Consider the following 19,855-nt stretch of genomic DNA (forward strand, 5'->3'; position numbering starts at 1 on the left):
TTACCTACTTAAGTGTAGACAGGGATAACTCGCTTGGCGGGGAAAGGCAGAGCTAAATGCGAAAGGCTTGATCCATCGCAAACTTGGGGAGAAAAAATGTAAAGCGCCGCTGATCGCGGCGCTTGGTCTATTGGTTAATCAATACGTTTTAACTGAGCGAGGATAAAACAGGCCGTCGCGCAGATGACGACAGATGGACCTGCCGGGGTATCGTAATGCCAAGAGAGCGACAGTCCACAGAGCACCGCGACACTGCCAATCAGCGATGCAAAGCACGCCATTTGCTCTGGGCTTTTGGCAAAACGTCTTGCCGCCGCAGCAGGAATGATCAGCAGTGAGGTCATGATCAAGGCCCCGACGTATTTCATACCAATCGCAATAACTAAACCGACCAGTAACATCAAGATCAAGCGCATCAAATCGACGTTATGGCCTTCGACAGCGGCCAACTCTTCATTGACGGTGGTAGAAATGAGCGGACGCCAGAAGACGATAAGCACCGCGCCGACGATGAGCGAGCCAAGGTAAATGTAGATCAAATCTGTGGGCGTGACGGCGAGCAAATCTCCGAACAAGTAGCTCATTAAATCAATACGCACGTGATCAAGAAAGCTGACGGCGACCAAACCGAGTGATAGGGCACTGTGAGCCAAGATCCCGAGTAAGGTATCGGTGGCGACCAACTGCTGGCGTTGCAACGTAACCAGAATCACCGCGAGCGCCAAACAGCAGACCACCAAGGCGAGATACAAGTTGATATTGAGCAAAAAGCCGAGTGCGATACCCATGAGCGACGCATGAGCCAAGGTGTCCCCAAAATAGGCCATTTTTCGCCACACGACGAATGAACCCAACGGACCGGAGATCGCCGCAATACCAAGACCGGCAAAGAGTGAGGGGAGTAGAAACTCAATCATGATGATGGTGTCCGTGAGAATGGTGAGAACAGGCCGTCGCATCGCCCGCTACGGGTTGACCGGATAAATCATGATGATGGTGGTCATGCTGGTGGTGATAGAACGCCAGTGACTCACGCTGAGCTTGGCCAAACAGCGCAATATAATTGGGGTGCTGTGCAATGTCGGCAGGTGCGCCGGAGCAGCAGATGTGATGTTGTAGACAAATCACATCATCGGTCTTGGCCATGACGAGATGTAAATCATGGGAGACCATAAACACCGCGCAGTTAAAACGGCGGCGTAGCGTATCAATCAGCTCATACAGATCGATTTGCCCTTGTACGTCGACCCCTTGCGCCGGTTCATCAAGCACCAATAAATCTGGACGCTGCAACAGAGCCCGCGCGAGTAATACGCGCTGCGTTTCACCGCCAGACAGCGAATGCATATTGGCCATGAGCATGTGTTCTGCGCCCACCAATTTGAGCGAGTCGATGATCTCTTGTTGGCTGTACCGCCCGGCCAGTTTAAGAAATCGCTCAACGGTCAAAGGGAGCGAATCATTCAGCTTGAGTTTCTGTGGGACGTAGCCGGTGCGCAGCCCTTTTGGGCGTGTAATCTGGCCAGTAAAGCGCTTCTGCAAGCCAAGCAGCACTTTGACTAAGGTGGATTTACCTGCGCCGTTTGGGCCGATCAAGGTGGTGATTTCGCCGCGTTTGATGGTCAAGGAGACCTTATCGAGCACTTTGCGCTCATCAAATTGGACCGAAATATTAGCTAGTTCGACGAGAGTCGACATGAATAGAACTCATTTGCAATTCAGTATTGTTATAATGTAACATTTATACTTTATCAACGCTATAGAGCAGTCGTACATAAATGAAACGTTTCCTTCCTCTCTTGTTGCTTATCTTGAGCAGCAAGAGTGTCGTGGCCAGCGATATTATCGCGAGTATAAAACCGATCCAATTAATTTCGTATGAATTAACACTAGGCATCAACGAGCCGGATGTTTTATTGGCGGCCAACACCTCGCCGCACGATTATGCGCTGCGTCCGTCTGACGTGCGCCGAATCAACCAAGCGGATTTGATTATTTGGTTTGGCCCAGAACTCGAGCCTTTCCTTGACAAAATCCTGGAGGGGCGTGACAACGTGCTAACACTGAGCAGAATTGACGGTCTCCCTTTGCGTGAATATCAGGGCGATCATCATGATCATGATGGTCACGATCATGGCAGTCACGATCCCCACTTTTGGATGGGCGTGGACACGGCTTCTCAGGTGGCCAAAGCGATCAGTGCCAAGTTGATTGAGATAGACCCAAGTCAGCAAGCAGCATATCAAGCCAACCTTGCTCAGTTTGAAGCGCGCCTGCGCCAGCAGCACAATGAGATTGCAGCTCAACTCAGCAAGGTGAAAGATCAGGGCTACTACGTGTTCCACGACGCGTATGGTTACTTTGAAGAGGATTATGGCCTCAATCAATTGGGCTTTTTCACTGTCAGCCCAGAGCGCAAGCCAGGCGCGAAGACCTTGATTGCGATAAGGCAAGCACTGTCGAAGAAAGAGGCGAAATGCGTCTTTTCTGAGCCACAATATACGCCTGCGGTGGTCGAGTCCGTGACGCGAAACACCGACGTCAACCAAGGCGTGCTTGACCCCATCGGCGCAGACATCGTGGTTGAAGCTGGCGGTTATTTCAACTTTATGCAGCAGATGGCGGACAGTTTTGAGCAGTGTTTATCGAACTAAGACGTTCAGATATAAAAATGTTCAGATATAGAGCGCAGCGGACGTTTGGCGTAGCGCACTAAGCGCAGAGAGCGAGGGAAAAGGGAGACGACGTGTCTCCCTTTTTGCTTTTGGTCACAACGAGTTGTCACAAAGAATGTGATAAGTGAGACGCAAACACCTTGTAATGACCCAGCGTTGTTAGATAATTATCGACTCAAAATAACTGCGTTGCGACTTTTGTCGCTGCGCGTCACTGATAGCAACAGGTGTATTTTGCGCGTCGTCCCTTTATCAAAACTGCTGACTCAGCTCATCGTTTTCTGGCTGTGTTTGAGCGCACACGTTGTATTGGCCTCTTCAGAGGTCTTTTATTCTCTACCTAGTCAAAGTCAGGGTAAGGTCTTTGCCGCCAAACAGCTGTTTCTTGCTGAGGGGGGCGGTTTGTGGCTGCAAGATGTTCGCGCACAAATCCTCTTTTTTGACGGTCAAAACGTGGCGCCAAACGTCGGCTCGGCGCTGACGCATGATGTCGATAAAGTGGCGTACGCTGACCATGCATTTTGGTCTTTCTTTCGCAATGAAATCTATCGAACGCTGCCAAATCAGGAGCGCGAACTGGTGTTGAGCCTCACTCCTGGCACTGACATTCATTCCATCGGCGCGTCGGGAGATTACATTTGGTTGGCCGATGAACGCTATTTTTACACCTACCATATCCCCAGTGGCGAACTCGACACGCTCTCTTTGATGGAGTTGTATCAGTTTACCCAATCCTCAACCATCATCATCAATGATGCGCAACTTGTCGTCTCCAAATGGGTGCTCGCCACCAATGCGGGCGCCTACGTCTCCGACCGACGTCATTTCGAACACGTGCCACTTTCGCAGCAGCATTACATTGAAAAGCTCCATTACTCCGCGAAGCGAGGCGAAATTGTGGTTGGGACCCTGTCGGGAGCGCTGGTGTTTAATATCCATCGTCCTACTCAAATGGTCGCCGACATTCCGGGTTCGCACGTGCTGAGCTTGGCAGAAACAGACGACGCGTATTGGATTGGCACTGAACACGGCTTGATTATTTACTCCCATAACGATGGTGCTGAACGCCGTCTTGGCTCCCAGCGTTTGGCTGGGCACCCGCTTTATGGAGAGCGTATCTACTCCATCGTCAACGATGAAGCGGGCGGTATTTGGTTAGCAACCGATAAGGGCGTGCGCTATTACTCCTTGTTCTCTCCCAATTTCCAGCGTTTTGATCCGCAATTGGTCAGCGAAGGAACGGAGCGAGAGCAACCCCTAATGTTGGAGCCAATGGCGCAGCGTCAAGGGTATTGGCTCTTAACGACACTCGGGCTCTATCAACTGGATCTCACTGATGGAGGGCAGAGGACATTAGTGTATCAAGGCGCTGTTAGTGATGTGATGGAGCATCAAGAGACCTTGTGGCTCGCGACCCTCAATGGCGTGATCACCTTGCCACTCAGTCGCCTTGCTGAGCCACAACTGGTATCGAATGCACCGGTTGCCAAGTATCTTGAAGTCGACAGTCAGGGCCACTTCTGGGGGGCCAGTGACCAGCAGTTATGGCGCTATGATCCCGAGCGCGAAGTGTTCCGTGATTTTGTCTCGGATTGGATGTTAACGCAGTACCTCCCTGCGCAACTGACGTATCTCAAATCGGCCGGTGAGCGTTTGCTGATCGGTACCGATCATGGACTGTATTTGCTCGAGCGTGGTGTGATCAAGTTTGTTGATGACAGCAGCCAATACGGCGGCGTGAGCCACATTATTGAGGTGGCAGATGATGAGCTTTGGGTGGCCGGTCAATACGGGCTCTATCGTGTTGATACGGCGACTGGGCTCACCGAATCGCTAGCGTTGATTGATGGTCATATCTCGCCAAAATGTTTGATGAGTAATGAACAAGGTATCTGGCTAACGACGTCCGCAGGGTTGTCGCAATACACATTGGCGGGGGAGCTCAAGGAGCACTATGGCGAGCCTTTAGGGCTGAGGAATAATGAGTTTGTCACTGGGCTTTGCGGCGCTAAATCTGGCCGCGAGCACACCTTGCTGATGGGCTCAAGCCATCATTTAATGGCGGTGGATACTGAGCGTTTAGCGCATCAAGCGCTCCCATCTGGTCGTGTCGTAGTCAGTCAAGTGAACGTTGGTCAGGAACGGGTCGCTTTGGGCCATTCACCGGATAGAAGATTAACCACAGAGTTTGGCGAGTCACTCTCCTTCCAATTTGGTGTGATGCCTCAGTTGAGCGGCGCGCAGATTGAGTATCGTTTAGATAACGAGCCTGAATGGCAAGTGTTGGAGGGAGTGACGCTGACCATCGAACACGTGCTGCCCGGCTTGCATCAATTGAGCGTGAGAGTGGCACACAACGGCCGACGCACCGGTCAGGAAGACCGCTTTCAATTTCTCGTTAATAAGCCTTGGTACTTAGAGCACAGCTCGCTAGGGGCGGCCGTGGTGTTGCTCTGTGTGTGTATCGTCGCGATAGTCTATTGGCGATCGCGGTTAATGGCCAAAGCAAACCGAGCGCTTAAAGCGCAAGTGGAACTGAAAACCCACCAGCTTGAACACCAAAGTCGAGTGCTATTGGCGAATAATGTCCAGTTAAGGAAACAACTTAACATTCGGCGTCTTATTTACGCCCAATCTGTGGCGAGTTTGCAGAGAAAGTTGACGATGCCGCCATACAACAGTGCGGAGTTTAAACCAGTCGTCGATAGGCTCAGTCAAGAGCTTGCGTTGTCGATTTTTGCCCGTGAAGCGAATAAAGAGGCGGATCCGGTTTACCACTTCAATCTCATTTTTCATGCAGCGATCGATGGTTGGCAAGAAGAGATTCGTAAATCAGGGCAAAGCTTGGATATAGAGTGGCCTCAAGATCAAGCGGTTTATCTCTCTCTAAATGCGTTCAACCTCGACGAAATACTTAACGTGCTGATTGATAATGTCATTAAGCGCGGCTATCGCAACCAGACGGTGATGATGCGTATTGACCACAATGTTGAGCACCTTGCTTTGACGGTGTTGGATCAAGGGGAGTCGATTGACCATGCGGATCTCGGCCAAGATTACTTGATGAAAATGAGCCAGCTGGTTGAGGCGAGCGGTGGTAGTGTGACGATTCACTGCTCAAAAGAGCGCAATATGCAGGAGTTCACGTGGCCAGTGAGCGATCACTTCACTGAGCGCTCAGCCGTCAAGCAACTGCCGCACTCTGTGCAAGAAGAGAGTGACCCTTGGTTCGCCAAGCTAAAAACCATTGTTGAAGCGCACTATGCGGAGGCGGATTTTGGCTTATCAAGGGCGGCGCAATTGCTCTATGTCTCAGAGCGTAGCCTTCAGCGCCGCTTAAAAAGCCATCAGCACACCACTTTTACCGAATATCTCAATGAAGTACGCCTCGATCATGCATGTCGACGTTTGCTGGCGGGGGAAAAAGTGTCGGATGTGGCGTTTGAATGTGGCTTTAACGATCCCTCGTATTTCAGTCAACGGTTTAAATATCGCTTTGGAATGTCGCCGACTCAATTTGTCGAAGGGCAGGGGGAAGAGTAAAAAAAATAACGTGGTATAGCCGGGGGGACTATACCACGGGTGTCAATGACACCTTCGCTTGCTGCCGGAGTGGCGCGCTGCGCCACCTCTGGAATTCAATGTCACTTCAGGCTGTGCCCTAGCGACCTGCTCACTATAAATACCCGCACTTATTTTACTTATAAAATTAACGCCATTTTACTATAAGAATTACGCCAATCGTTTTAAGTTCATGAATTTTAGTTACTTTATGTGGACTTTTGATAGTTTTATGTCATGTGGAATGTGGGAGAAGTCTGAACAAGCGTCCCATTTTGACGGTATTGACGAGGCGAAAATTAACAAAAGTGACGAGGACAAAAATGCAAAGATTGATTTCAGACAATATCTGACCGGGTAGAGAGAGATATCATCTCAATAACTAATAGTAATATTTCTCATTTACACTATCGATTGGTCTGTTATGCAATTATCTCAGCTTTCTCCGGGTCAAACCGCGACCATCATTGGCTTTGGTCAGATATCAAAAGAAGTACGCAAGAAACTCATGGTCATGGGGCTTCTGCCTAACACGGCGGTAACCTTGATTCGTGTCGCACCAATGGGAGACCCACTGCAAGTTGAAGTACGCGGTGTCTCACTGGCCGTTCGTCAATCTATGGCCAACTCGATTGATGTGGAGGTGCGCGCATGAATTACCAAATTCTCACTGTCGGCAATCCAAACAGTGGTAAGACGACCTTGTTTAACGGCTTAACGGGCGCGCGTCAGCAAGTGGGTAACTGGGCGGGCGTGACGGTAGAGAAAAAGACCGGCCGCTTTCGCCATGCCGGTGACGACTTCTCTTTAACCGATCTGCCAGGTATCTACGCGCTTGATAGCGGGAACGATGGCAACAGTATTGATGAGTCTATTGCATCTCGGGCAGTGCTCACTCATCCCGCGGATCTTATCATCAATGTCGTTGATGCGACCTGTCTTGAACGTAGCCTTTATATGACTTTACAGCTACGAGAGCTCGGCCGACCGATGATCGTGGTGCTCAATAAGATGGACGCCCTAAAACGAGTCAGACAAACCATTGACGTCAACGCGCTAGAACGCGCTTTAGGTTGCCCCGTTTGGGCGCTCTCTGCCAACCGAAAGGGTGATGTTGAACAGTTTAAGGCGCATATCCATAAACGTTTAGTGCAAGGCATCGCGCCGAAAGCATTTTGCTTGAATTACGGTGATGCGTTTGAAGCGGCGATTGATTCGCTTGCATCGACCTTATCGAGTCAGGCTGAAGTGAATCCGCGTGCGTTGGCGATCCGTGCGCTGGAAAGTGACCGTTTGGTGCTCAACGGACTCACTCAAGCGTCAAGAGAAAAGGTACATGTGGCTCAAAGTCAATTGACGATGGATATTGATCTGCTGGTGGCAGATACCAAATACACCTATCTTCACCAATTGTGCCAACAGGTGCGTCGAGCCCAGGGAGTGTTAAGCCATTCATTCACACAAAATGTTGATAACGTCATTCTCAACAAGTGGGTTGGCGTGCCGTTTTTCTTTGTCGTGATGTATTTGATGTTTATGTTCTCCATCAATATCGGCAGCGCATTTATTGACTTTTTTGATATTGGTGTCGGCGCTTTGCTGGTCGATGGCGGCCACTATTTGCTCGATGATCATTTGCCCGTGTGGTTGGTGACCTTACTTGCCGATGGCATTGGTGGCGGTATACAAACCGTCGCCACCTTTATTCCTGTGATCGCGTGTTTGTATCTGTTTCTCGCCATTTTGGAAAGTTCAGGCTACATGTCTCGCGCTGCGTTTGTGCTGGATAAGGTGATGCAAAAACTCGGTTTACCGGGTAAAGCATTTGTGCCTTTGGTGCTCGGGTTTGGCTGTAACGTACCCTCCATTATGGCGACGCGCACGCTCGATCAAGAACGAGAGCGCAAGCTGGCTGCTTCAATGGCACCGTTTATGTCTTGCGGGGCTCGTCTACCGGTTTATGCGCTGTTTGCTGCCGCTTTCTTCCCGCAAAGTGGGCAGAACATTGTCTTCGCCCTCTACTTACTTGGTATTGTCGCCGCAGTGTTGACGGGTTGGGTACTTAAGCACACGCTCTACCCAGGTTCGAGTGAGAGTTTAGTGATGGAAATGCCGGACTATGAACTACCGACAGTACAAAATGTGCTGATCAAAACTTGGCAAAAGCTCAAACGCTTTGCGCTTGGCGCGGGGAAAACCATTGTCATGGTTGTCGCGATCTTGAGTTTTATGAACTCGCTCGGCACTGATGGCAGTTTTGGTAATGAAGACAGCGAGCACTCGGTACTGTCGCAAGCGGCGGTGTGGGTCACACCGGTATTTGAGCCCATCGGTATTGAAGCGGACAATTGGCCGGCAACCGTCGGCATCATCACCGGAATTTTTGCTAAAGAAGCGGTGGTCGGAACCTTGAATAACCTCTACGCGCCCGCGCAAGGTGAAGAGAGTGAGTATGATTTATTAGCCAGTATGGAAGAGGCGTTTGCCTCGATCGGCGATAACTTGATTGGCCTGAGCTTTAGCGACCCGTTGGGCATTTCCGTGGGAGATTTATCCGACACCGAAGCGGTGGCAGAAGAGCAAGCGGTGGACGCATCGATTTTCGGTAACTTAAAGCAGCATTTTGCTTCTTCTCACGCAGCGTTCGCCTATCTGGTATTCATATTGCTCTACACACCGTGTGTGGCGGCGATGGGAGCGTATGTGCGTGAATTTGGCGCTCGATACGCGCGCTTTATTGCCGTATGGACGATGGGGCTGGCTTACGGTAGCGCGGCCTTGTATTACCAAGTGGCGCATTTTGCCGATCATCCTCTAAGTAGCAGCGTGTGGATTGCGGGGATTGTCGTTGTCAGTGGAGGCGTTTGGCGTGCTCTTAAAGTGGCGGGAAGACGAGAGCAAGCGTCGCTAGAGGTGCAAACCGCATGATCGTCTCAGAGCTAAAAGCTTACATTGATCAATATGGTACGGTGACCCAAGCCGAGCTTGCCAAGCGTTTTTCGTTGTCGCTCGATGGGGTCGATGCCATGTTGGCGATATGGTTACGCAAAGGGAAACTGTCTAGGATAGATGATGTCAATGAGCACAACATTACGGTTCGGACACGATATGTGTCCGTCCGAAATGACCAGATTGCTATCATCACTAGCATGTAGACGTCCGCTGCTGTGGTGCTCGACAGAAGTTCAAACTCGTGTAAACAAGTGACTAAGCGACAGAACATTGCTCAAGCGAGTTGCTATCTCAATTTGTGCCTCGTCGCTACGATGTTCACCCGGCGTATTGCCCCAAACAGGGCCAGGCCAAGCCACATCATCCTTAAAGCGAGCGATATGGTGAATGTGCAGTTGCGGCACCATGTTGCCCAGCGCCCCAAGGTTCAGTTTATCAGGTCGAAAGGTGGCTTCCAGAGCTTGGCTCACCGCTTGTGATTCCAGCAAAAACTGTTGCTGTTCTTGCATCGGCAAATGGTGCAGTTCTTTGAGTTGCGCTCGTTTGGGCACCAAGATAACCCAAGGCACGGCACTGTCTTTGTGTAGCAGCGCAACACAGAGTGGGAAGTGGCCAAGTAAGGTCGTGTCTTTAACCAGCTGGGGATGAAGTTCAAAACTCATGGTGAGGGTCCTTAGTCCATGGATAACAAAAAGGTTGATGCTTTCACACCAACCTTCGTTTCGTCGCCTGAATGGTCAAGGCTAGGCGCGATTACATGCGCTCAAGGGTATCGATACCCAACAGAGAAAGACCTTGTTTGATGGTCTTTGCGGTCAATGCCGCCAGTTTTAAGCGGCTTTGCTTGATGGACTCATCTTCGCTGCTCAAAATTGGGCATGCTTCGTAGAAGCTAGAGAATTGACCCGCTAACTCAAACAGGTAGCTACACATGATGTGAGGCTGACCTTCGCGAGCCACTGACTGTACTGCTTCTTCAAATTGCAGAAGCTTAGCGATCAGCGCTTTCTCTTTCTCTTCCGTCACTTTAATCTCACCAGACAACGCGTCCATTTCGATTCCCGCTTTGGCGAAGATCGACGCAACACGCGTGTAGGCATACTGCATGTAAGGCGCAGTATTGCCTTCAAAGGCGAGCATGTTGTCCCAGTCAAACACATAATCCGTGGTACGGTGCTTAGAGAGATCCGCGTATTTCACCGCTGCCATCGCTACGGTCGTCGCGATGTTGGTTTTCTCTTGCGCATCAAGATCCGGGTTTTTCGATTCGATCAGTTTGATGGCACGCTCTTGCGCTTCATCCAACAGATCAGCAAGGCGCACAGTGCCGCCCGCGCGAGTTTTGAATGGGCGACCATCTTTGCCAAGCATCATACCGAATGCGTGGTGCTCAAGGGTAACCTCTTCTGGTACGTAACCAGCCTTACGAACGATGGTCCACGCTTGCATTAGGTGCTGATGCTGACGTGAGTCGATAAAGTACAACACGCGATCAGCGCCTAGCGTTTCATAGCGGTATTTGGCACACGCAATGTCTGTTGTGGTGTAGAGGAAGCCGCCATCGCGTTTTTGGATGATGACGCCCATAGGCTCACCGTCTTTGTTCTTGTACTCGTCAAGGAAGACGACCTGCGCGCCATCGTCTTCTTGCGCCAAGCCTTTCTCTTTGAGATCGGCAACGATGCCTGGCAGCATGTCGTTGTACATGCTTTCGCCCATAACGTCGTTACGCGTCAAAGAAACGTTGAGGCGATCATAGTTGCGCTGGTTCTGGATCATGGTGACATCCACCAGTTTTTTCCACATTTCTGCGCAGTATTCGTCACCACCTTGCAGTTTGACCACGTAGTTACGGGCTTTCTCTGCAAATGCTTCATCTTCGTCGTAGAGCTTTTTCGATTCGCGGTAGAAGGCTTCAAGATCCGACAGTTCCATCGACACTTCGCCAGACTCTTTCTGTACGCGCTCTAGGTTGGCAATCAACATACCAAACTGCGTGCCCCAGTCACCGATGTGGTTAGCGCGAATCACTTTGTGGCCTAAAAACTCCAGTGTGCGCACCACCGCGTCACCAATGATGGTTGAGCGCAAGTGACCAACGTGCATCTCTTTGGCGACGTTTGGCGCTGAGTAGTCTGCGACGATGGTTTGCTGCGCTTCAGCCGCCACGCCAAGGCGCGCATCGGCAAGCGCTGCATCGGCTTGTTGTGCAAGGAAGGCTTCATCAAGGAAGATGTTGATGAAACCTGGGCCAGCGATTTCCGTTTTGCTGGCGATGCCATCGAGGTCTAGTACGTCCAATACTTTTTGTGCAAATTCTCGTGGGTTGGTGCCGAGTTTTTTCGCGACGCCCATAACGCCGTTCGCTTGGTAGTCACCAAACTGTGGTTTTGCAGATTGACGTACCGCTGCAGGGCTGCCTGCAGGTGCGCCAGCGGCTTCTAGAGCCTGAGAAACTTTGTCATTAATAAGTGCTTGGATATTCACTCGCGCTTCCTTCAATTCTCGGGAATTGGTTGGGTATGCATTCAATTTCGGCGAGCAGATGGGCATCTTGCTGCGCATAATATCCGTGGGGATAGGGTGAATGCATATCTCGATCTAGTTCATAAATTGGCGCACATAATAACAACTTTATCGCGGCGCTTATAGGGACTTAATTGGGAAATTTTCTACTTTTCAGCGCGAACTTGTTACTATTGCCGCAATCTCAACGTACTGGATGCAAAACCATGGCTCAATCCCTGTCAGACGCAGCGCTGTTGCCAGCGCAAATGAAAGCTAATTTGGATAACTTCATGCATAAAATTCGCGATTTAAGCGAGTTGCTGCATTTGGATTTGAGTCCTTACCAGGCGGATCACATCGCAATGCGTATCAATGACAATACGTTGGCTGAACTTGCCCATCAGGCCTGGCGTGAAGAGGGTACGGAAATCTCGACAGCGCGTATTAATGGCCGTCCCATCGCCGTGCTTGAGTTTCATCAACCTCTCGAAAGCTTGGGCTGGTCGATTGAGTGCTTAGAGCTGCCTTATCCGGCGCCCGGAAAAGTGTATCCAGAGCAGAGTTGGGAACATGTTGAATTTGTGGTTCCCTCACAGGCACAAGATGCCGAGGCTTACCTGGAAGAGATCAAACATCGTTTTCCGCTATTGAAAGCGCATTGGGAGAAGCTTGGTGAGATGGGAGTGAAAGTGAAATTGTCGAGTCCGAAAGGAGAGGGCGAGCGGCTCAGCAACCCGACGGTCGCCTTTAAATATCAAGGGGTGTGCATCAAGCTCCACCCCCATTCGTTAAAGGCCATTGTGGCGTCTGAGTTAGCCTAATTCGACATCTTTAGGTCGGAGTTGGAACTGTTCGATAGATCCAATCTCTAGACCTAACTTGAGCGGCGGGGCATCACTGTGTGCGTTGCCTTGAGTGTGCATGATCAAACGATCGGCGGTGCGTGGTTTGAGTTTATTCACCACGAAGCGAATCATGTCCGTTCTGGTCAGGCTCTTAAGTTCACGCAGTACCACTTCTTTCTGATTAAACTCTTTGTCTTTATTACCAATCGCGACCCAAAGACGCTGCGCGCGGCCGCGCAATGTGGTGTCTGGGGTGGCGATTTGGTTCCAAAGCCCTTTCTTACTGCTGTGCCATTGGTACTCGTTCAGTTCAAGCAATACCATGTAAAAAGCATTAAGGAACTCGTCAATCGACGCAATTAAATCAATCGGAGCGGCATTGGGCGACTGTACGTACAACACAATACCGGGGTGTTTGTTGAGGGGCAGATTGCCGGTGCCCACCATATACCCCAGTTGCTGTTTGGTGCGAATTTCATGGAAAAATGTCGCCGACATCAAATGGTTTGCTAACGAGTAGAGGGCGATGTTTCTTGGCGAGGAATCCTCGCATTGGTAATAAAGCACCACCGCTGAGTCTTCTTGGTTGCAGTGCACTTCTCGTTGGAAGGTGCCGTTTTCGCCAAGCATGACCAATGGACGCAGTGCTTCTTCATACTGCTGATTTTTGACGCGCAACGCGTGTTTCAATGTCTCACCGAGGGCGAGCGCATCGTGTTTGGTCCAGTCACCATAGACGAACATCTCAACGTGCAACTCGGCTAAAATAGCATCGACAAAACGTGCTAGCTCGTCGACGTTAATGGTATCTAGCGCGTCAAGTAACGTCGCATACGGTGGGTTGTTGGGTTGGAGTATGCCTGTTAGTGCATTGAACAACTGCGATATAGGGCGATCTTGCGCCGAGTTTTGCCAATTTCGTTTCAACTGCGCTTTGATGGTCTCAAAACGTTGAGCACTGAACTCTCGCGCTGCAAATCGTTTCAGGATCATCGCCATCAACTCGGGTTGTTTCTGGCTAAAACCGGAGAGGGTGAGCGTCACGCCCCCTTGATGTGCGTACATGTTGTAGCCAAGACCGGCGATTTCAGCTTGGTAGGTCTCTTTGGCCAGCGAGTCTAAAAACATCTCCACACACAGACGCGTCATGACAATATTGCGCGGATTGGCGACCGCATGTGGGCTATCAATCGCCACATAGACAACGCCTTTTGGCACGCGAAACTCGCTGTCTTGCATGTGCCAGAGAGTAAATCCAGGCAAATTCTCAAGGATTTCAGGGACAAGCTGATGCTCAGCAATAGGCTGAGGATCGAGATCGTAGGCGATAAACGGGTTTTTCTCTGGCAGAGCAAACGTCAGCGTTGATGGCGCGTGATAGAACGCCATCTGTTCATCACTGAGTGGCTTAACCGAGTAGGGCGTGAAGTACCATTTGGCTTGCTGGTCACACGGCAAGTTTTTGGCAATCACGGTGATGCGCAGGTTCTGCGGCGTGAAATAGCCCATCAATTCGCGTAATAAAGCCTCATCGTAGCCCGCCATCATAAAGTCGCCGTAGACGATGTCTTGCGCTTGGTAATGCTGCATGTTGACGACCAAATGGCTGACTAAATCGAGTGGACGAGTCGGCTCTTGAAAACGAAATGCTGACTCCAACACGGCGCGTTTTTCCATGTAGCGCCATTCGTCAAAACCGTGCGCTTTGATTAAAGTCAGGTAGCTAAACACCGCCTGAACCAGTTCATCAATGTGCTCAAGCCCTTCAGGAGTCAGTGCGCAGCTGACGGTAAATTCGCGGTAGTTGCTGCCACTGGTGCCGCCCCCTGCGGACAACGAAGTGATCCACCCAGCGTCTTTGAGTGCCAACATCAAGCTCCCTTCGCCTTCATAGCCAAGCAAATGAGCGAAATAAGAGAGAGGCTTGGTTTGATAATGAGCATCCATGCTTGGCATGGGGAAAGTGAGGATGATTTTACGCAGATCCTTAACCGGTTCGACATTGACACGGATAGCGGTGGAACCCGGATGAGTGTAGGGCGCCTCGATCTGCTTGCCCGCCAAGCGCTGATTGCGCACTGTAGTGAATTTCTCTCGCACCCATCCCTCGAGTTGAGACAACGACTGCGGGCCGACCACTGTGAGTGTCATGATATCCGCTGAGTAGTGATCGCGGTGAAAGGCGACGATTTCGTCGCGGATCGATTGGCCTTCTCGATCGCCTAAGGTGTCAATATTACCCACTGAAAACTTGCTAAACGGGTGAGCAGGATTCACCAACTCTTTGTGGACTTGGTACAGTCGGCGCGAGTCATCCTTGAGTTTCAGTTTGTATTCAGAGTCGACCGCTTGGCGTTCTTTATCGAGTGCTTCGGAGTTAAACAGTGGTGCGGTGAAGAACTGACTGAAACGATCTAGGCCCGATTCAAATGCCGTGGGAGAGACATCGAAAAAGAAGCAGGTATGTTCAGTGCCCGTCCAAGCGTTATTTGATCCGCCGTGTTGACTAATAAAACTTTGGAACTCCCCCACTTTAGGGTATTTCTCTGTGCCGAGAAAAAGCATGTGCTCAAGGTAATGGGCTAACCCCTGACGATCTTCCGGGTCGTCGAAGTGACCGACATTCACCGCCAATGCCGCAGCGGATTTCTGTGCGTTTTTATCGTGAATCAACAATACCCTCAAGCCATTGTCCAACTCGAGATAATGGTATTGATTGGTATCATTTGGGCTAATGTGCACGATGTTCTCCAAAAAGTGGGCGAGTGATGTGAATGGCGATTAGGGTAATGCAAATAGTCGTCGTTCTTTTTAACAATTATGAACGCGATGTGCCTGTCTGCAAACCATATCGTCAAGAAAAGTCATTGATTTTATAAAACGCTCGTCGGTACCTGCCTGAGATTGCGATCGTTTCGTCAACAATTCATTAATAAAATCGGTGTCTTTAGCCACGCTCTTGATATACTTGAGAGTAAAAATGGCCAGCAGGACTGGCACGATAATAAATTCGCCACGTCGAATGGGCGCTGGCAGGGTAGTGTAGGATTTAGCCATGAAAATTTTTATTATGCGCCATGGGGAAGCAGAGCATTTTGCCGACAGTGATGCCCAGCGTGAGTTAACCGCGAATGGTCGACAAGCGTCTCTAGCGGTCGCAAAAGCGTGTGTCGAGCAGGGCTATCGCTCTTTTGATAAGGTTCTTGTCAGCCCTTATATCCGTGCTCAGCAGACATGGCAGGAGATCGCTCACTGCTTTGACGCCAATAAAGTAGAGACACTGGATGACATCACGCCCTATGGGGACTCTGAGCAAGTCGCGCAGTATATTGACGCCTTGATTGATGTTGAGCAGCTAGAGTCTGTGTTGCTCGTCTCTCACTTACCTCTGGTCGGATATTTGACCGCGGAGTTTGTGGTGGATATGGCGCCGCCACTGTTCCCTACCTCAGGGTTGGCTTGTGTCGATTACCAACCTCAGACCAAACAAGGCGAGTTGCTGTTTAACCTCAGACCCTAACGCCGTCAGCAATATCCAGGCGTGAACGTCAGTCGTGCTACAGGTGTCACTTCGAAAGATGGGTCGCCTAGTTCTTGTCTCTAGCCAGTTTTTTGACAACATCACTGGACTAAAAATTGCATAAAGAGCTGACGTTGACTCTTTTTCCATAGATTCTCATTACTTACCTATGAAGTTTTCTTTGCCGTTTGCAGATAAGCTGCCACCGATACCTCAGCGAGCCTTACCCGCCATAGGCGCGCCTGTTATGGTGCTGTCGACATTGGCGATGATCGTATTGCCGATCCCGCCTTTTTTGCTCGATTTGTCGTTTACCTTCAACATCGCTTTGGCGATGGTGGTGCTGCTCGTCACGGTTTACACACGCCGCCCGCTTGATTTTGCGGCTTTCCCCACGGTACTGCTGATTGCGACCTTGCTGCGTTTGGCGCTCAACGTTGCTTCAACGCGTGTGGTACTGCTGTACGGTCATGAAGGACCCGAAGCGGCAGGTTCTGTGATTGAAGCCTTCGGTAACGTGGTGATTGGTGGTAACTACGCTGTCGGTCTGGTGGTCTTTCTCATCTTGATGATCATCAACTTTATGGTCGTGACCAAAGGTGCAGGGCGTATCTCTGAGGTGAGTGCTCGCTTTACCTTGGATGCTTTACCCGGTAAGCAAATGGCGATTGACGCAGACTTGAATGCGGGACTTATCGACCAAGATCAAGCGCGCACTCGACGTCAAGAAGTGACCAAAGAAGCCGATTTCTATGGTTCGATGGACGGTGCGTCAAAATTTGTTAAGGGTGACGCCATTGCCGGTATCTTGATTCTGTTTATCAACATTATCGGCGGCTTATCGATCGGTATGGCGCAATACGGCCTCGGCTTTGGTGAAGCGATTCAAATCTATACCTTGCTGACTATTGGTGATGGTCTGGTCGCCCAGATCCCATCATTGCTGTTGTCGATTGGCGCCGCGATCATGGTGACGCGTCAAAATACAGACGAGGATATGGGACAGCAGGTTGTCTTTCAGATGTTTGACAACCCCAAGGCGCTGATGATCACCGCCGCGATTTTGTTTGTCATGGGCATCGTTCCGGGGATGCCTCATTTTGCGTTTTTGCTCCTCGCACTGTTAGCGGGCGGCGGTGCGTACCTCATTCAACGTAAGCAGAAAAAACAGGCCGAGAGCAAGAACCTGCCCGCCACGCAAGAGACCGAAGCTCCCACGCCGAAAGAGCTCTCTTGGGATGATGTTCAGCCGGTCGATACCATTGGTCTTGAGGTGGGATACCGCCTGATCCCATTGGTGGATAAAGACCAAGGGGGCGAACTGCTTGAGCGAGTGAAAGGGGTGCGTAAAAAGCTCTCTCAAGATTTTGGCTTCCTCATTCCAGCTGTGCACATTCGCGATAACCTTGAATTGACGCCAAACAGTTACCGCATCACCTTGATGGGCGTTGCGGTAGGCGAGGCGGAAATTCGCCCAGATATGGAGCTGGCAATCAACCCAGGCCAAGTGTACGGGATGATTGAGGGTGAACCGACCATTGACCCCGCGTTTGGGCTTGAAGCGGTGTGGATTCGCGAAGAGCAGCGCGAGCATGCTCAGGCGTTAGGCTACACCGTCGTTGACTCGTCCACGGTGTTGGCGACGCACTTAAGCCAGCTGTTGACCAACAACGCCTCTCAATTGCTCGGTCATGAAGAAGTACAAAATCTCCTTGAAATGTTGGGTCGCAGCGCGCCGAAGTTAGTGGAAAACTTTGTACCCGATCAGCTGCAACTTGGCGTCGTGGTGAAAGTTCTGCAAAACTTACTCAACGAAGCCGTGCCCATTCGAGACATTCGTACCATCGTTCAGACCTTGTCGGAATACTCATCAAAGAGTCAAGAACCCGACATCCTAACGGCCGCTGCACGAATCTCATTGAAGCGCTTAATCGTTCAGGAAATCAACGGTATAGAGCCAGAGTTGCCGGTTATTACCTTGATTCCTGAACTGGAACAAATATTGCATCAGACAATGCAAGCTTCGGGAGGAGAGTCCGCAGGGATAGAACCTGGTTTGGCAGAGCGATTGCAATCATCACTGAGCCATGCCACACAAGAACAAGAGCTCAAAGGTGAGCCTGCTGTGCTCCTGACATCAGGGGTGTTGCGTTCAACCTTAGCCAAGTTCGTGAAGAATACGATTCCATCACTGCGTGTGCTGTCATACCAAGAAATACCTGACGAAAAACAAATCCGCATTGTTCAAGCTGTCGGTAACTAGAACAGAGTCGGTAAAACACGGTATCTAATTTGAAAATTAAACGATTTTTTGCAAAAGACATGCGTGGCGCTCTGCTTCAAGTGAAAGCAGAGTTAGGCGATGACGCAGTAATCATGTCGAACAAAAAAGTCGCTGGTGGCGTAGAAATCGTGGCGGCTGTTGACGGAGATTCCGCAGCGAAGCGAGCGGCGCCAAGTCACAGCTACAACTCCAACCCACGACATGTCCCCGCCTCTCAGTCCGCTAACCAGCATAGCCAAGCCAGTGCGAGCTTAGCCTCATCGAATCAGCGTCGCCTTGATGATGATAAGGTGAGCCTACAATCACAAGGGGATTCAGGGCGCTCGATGACCAAACGTTTTGCCAATATGCTGGCCCAATATCGTGGCGGGACTTCGCCTCGTGATGAGGAAGAAGAAGACTCGCTGGCGGCGTTGTTGAAGCGTCAAAACACCTCTTATAAACCCGGTCAGGATAACGATGTTCGCGTACGTGAAGATTCGCCTTTGGCCAAGCTGATTGCAGAAGACCGCCGTATTGAAAAACCGGCTGCGCGCTTGGATCCTTCTCGTTATGAGCGTGGTCGCGCGCAAGAATCAGCGATGTCCAACGAAGATTTTGAAGAGATGAAAGAGGAAATGTCCTCGATTCGTCGTCTGCTTGAGCATCAAGTATCGGGGTTAATGTGGCAAGAAGTGGAGCGAAGAGAGCCCCTTAGAGCCATGTTAATTAAGCGCCTTGAGCGGATGGGCGTCTCTTCGGATTTGGCCGATCAATTAGCGTGTTACATACCTGAAGACACGCCGCCTACCAAAGCGTGGAAAGCGTTGCTGGGTTTAGTCTCAGACCAGATCCCTATCTCCAAACAAGACATCCTTAAACGCGGTGGTGTGGTCGCATTACTTGGCCCAACCGGTGTGGGGAAAACCACGACGGTGGCCAAATTGGCCGCGCGCGCTGCCATGGAGTTTGGCGCGGACAACGTGGCGCTTGTGACCACAGACACTTATCGAATTGGTGCTCATGAACAGTTGGCTATTTATGGTCGAATTATGGGGTGCCCAGTAAAAGTTGCTAAAGATTCCAATGAATTAGCCGATGTTATTTATCAGTTGAGAAATCGTCGCCTAATTTTGGTCGATACTGCCGGCATGGGACAGCGTGATGTCCGATTGTCCGAGCAGCTTGACACCCTAATGCACGAAATTGGTGAAGTGATTCATAGCTATTTGGTACTGCCTGCCACCGCGCAGCGCAAAGTATTACAAGAGACCATTGATCACTTTAAACGTATTCCACTTTCTGGATGTATTTTGACCAAGCTCGATGAGTCACTGAGTTTGGGAGAGTTTGTCAGTGTTGTGGTGCAAAACGCACTGCCCGTCGCCTATATCGCGAATGGACAGCGTGTACCAGAAGACATTGTGATTGCTCAGCCAAAATACATGGTAGCGAAAGCAAATGAGTTGCTAGAGAAGTCGACAGATAACGAACCGCACTATTGGAATAGTGACGCAGACAGGTTCTAGGC

14 protein-coding genes are annotated in these 19,855 nt (G+C 50.5%); 9 read left to right on the top strand and 5 right to left on the bottom strand.

Translation table 11 applies throughout. From position 1 onward, the window contains the following. Nucleotides 1-134 precede the first annotated feature (134 nt). Complete coding sequence (znuB, locus tag AC6R0R_RS03945) at nt 135-917, bottom strand: zinc ABC transporter permease subunit ZnuB (protein ID WP_500625757.1); 783 nt, start codon at nt 915-917, stop codon at nt 135-137. After that, entirely contained in the window at nt 910-1,698 is a 789-nt protein-coding gene (znuC, locus tag AC6R0R_RS03950; RefSeq protein WP_500625758.1) for a zinc ABC transporter ATP-binding protein ZnuC, read from the bottom strand. Before znuC ends, znuB begins: the two co-directional genes overlap by 8 nt. An 80-nt stretch (nt 1,699-1,778) precedes the next feature. Here znuC and znuA point away from each other — a divergent pair, with 80 nt between their 5' ends. From znuA to AC6R0R_RS03975, 5 genes are all read left to right on the top strand, one after another. Further along, nucleotides 1,779-2,654, top strand: a complete 876-nt coding sequence (gene znuA / locus AC6R0R_RS03955; RefSeq protein WP_500625759.1) for a zinc ABC transporter substrate-binding protein ZnuA — start codon at nt 1,779-1,781, stop codon at nt 2,652-2,654. 255 nt (nt 2,655-2,909) lie between these two features. Continuing rightward, on the top strand, nt 2,910-6,218 hold the full coding sequence (locus AC6R0R_RS03960) for a helix-turn-helix domain-containing protein (protein WP_500625760.1): 3,309 nt from the start codon (nt 2,910-2,912) through the stop codon (nt 6,216-6,218). Nucleotides 6,219-6,660: 442 nt separating this feature from the next. Beyond that, nucleotides 6,661-6,891 carry a FeoA family protein gene (locus tag AC6R0R_RS03965; protein WP_500625761.1) on the top strand — a complete coding sequence of 77 codons (231 nt, stop codon included), beginning with the start codon at nt 6,661-6,663 and terminating at the stop codon, nt 6,889-6,891. Continuing rightward, nucleotides 6,888-9,164 carry a Fe(2+) transporter permease subunit FeoB gene (gene feoB / locus AC6R0R_RS03970; protein ID WP_500625762.1) on the top strand — a complete coding sequence of 759 codons (2,277 nt, stop codon included), beginning with the start codon at nt 6,888-6,890 and terminating at the stop codon, nt 9,162-9,164. The genes AC6R0R_RS03965 and feoB overlap by 4 nt, the downstream gene beginning before the upstream one ends. After that, entirely contained in the window at nt 9,161-9,391 is a 231-nt protein-coding gene (locus AC6R0R_RS03975) for a FeoC-like transcriptional regulator (RefSeq protein ID WP_500625763.1), read from the top strand. The genes feoB and AC6R0R_RS03975 overlap by 4 nt, the downstream gene beginning before the upstream one ends. Before the next feature lie 30 nt (nt 9,392-9,421). Here the strand turns inward: AC6R0R_RS03975 and AC6R0R_RS03980 are convergent, their stop codons facing one another. Then, nucleotides 9,422-9,850 carry an HIT family protein gene (locus tag AC6R0R_RS03980; protein ID WP_500625764.1) on the bottom strand — a complete coding sequence of 143 codons (429 nt, stop codon included), beginning with the start codon at nt 9,848-9,850 and terminating at the stop codon, nt 9,422-9,424. Between the two features lie 91 nt (nt 9,851-9,941). After that, nucleotides 9,942-11,675, bottom strand: coding sequence for an arginine--tRNA ligase (argS, locus tag AC6R0R_RS03985; protein ID WP_500625765.1), 1,734 nt, complete (start codon nt 11,673-11,675; stop codon nt 9,942-9,944). 245 nt (nt 11,676-11,920) lie between these two features. Here argS and AC6R0R_RS03990 point away from each other — a divergent pair, with 245 nt between their 5' ends. Beyond that, on the top strand, nt 11,921-12,517 hold the full coding sequence (locus AC6R0R_RS03990) for a VOC family protein (protein ID WP_500625766.1): 597 nt from the start codon (nt 11,921-11,923) through the stop codon (nt 12,515-12,517). Here the strand turns inward: AC6R0R_RS03990 and AC6R0R_RS03995 are convergent. Further along, nucleotides 12,509-15,283, bottom strand: a complete 2,775-nt coding sequence (locus AC6R0R_RS03995; RefSeq protein WP_500625767.1) for an insulinase family protein — start codon at nt 15,281-15,283, stop codon at nt 12,509-12,511. The genes AC6R0R_RS03990 and AC6R0R_RS03995 overlap by 9 nt on opposite strands. Nucleotides 15,284-15,596: 313 nt before the next feature. Between AC6R0R_RS03995 and sixA the strand changes: the two genes are divergently transcribed. The 3 genes from sixA to flhF all read left to right on the top strand — a co-directional run bounded on the left by sixA (nt 15,597) and on the right by flhF (nt 19,853). After that, nucleotides 15,597-16,061 (top strand): phosphohistidine phosphatase SixA, encoded by a 465-nt coding sequence (gene sixA, locus AC6R0R_RS04000; RefSeq protein ID WP_500625768.1) that lies wholly within the window; start codon nt 15,597-15,599, stop codon nt 16,059-16,061. Between the two features lie 169 nt (nt 16,062-16,230). After that, on the top strand, nt 16,231-18,324 hold the full coding sequence (flhA, locus tag AC6R0R_RS04005) for a flagellar biosynthesis protein FlhA (protein WP_500625769.1): 2,094 nt from the start codon (nt 16,231-16,233) through the stop codon (nt 18,322-18,324). A gap of 29 nt (nt 18,325-18,353) precedes the next feature. Further along, the gene (gene flhF, locus AC6R0R_RS04010) at nt 18,354-19,853 is read left to right on the top strand and encodes a flagellar biosynthesis GTPase FlhF (protein WP_500625770.1); all 1,500 of its coding nucleotides are present in this window, start codon (nt 18,354-18,356) and stop codon (nt 19,851-19,853) included. The last annotated feature ends 2 nt before the right edge of the window (nt 19,854-19,855 follow it).

Source organism: Vibrio sp. R12-SW3-ISO1 (genome assembly GCF_059834005.1).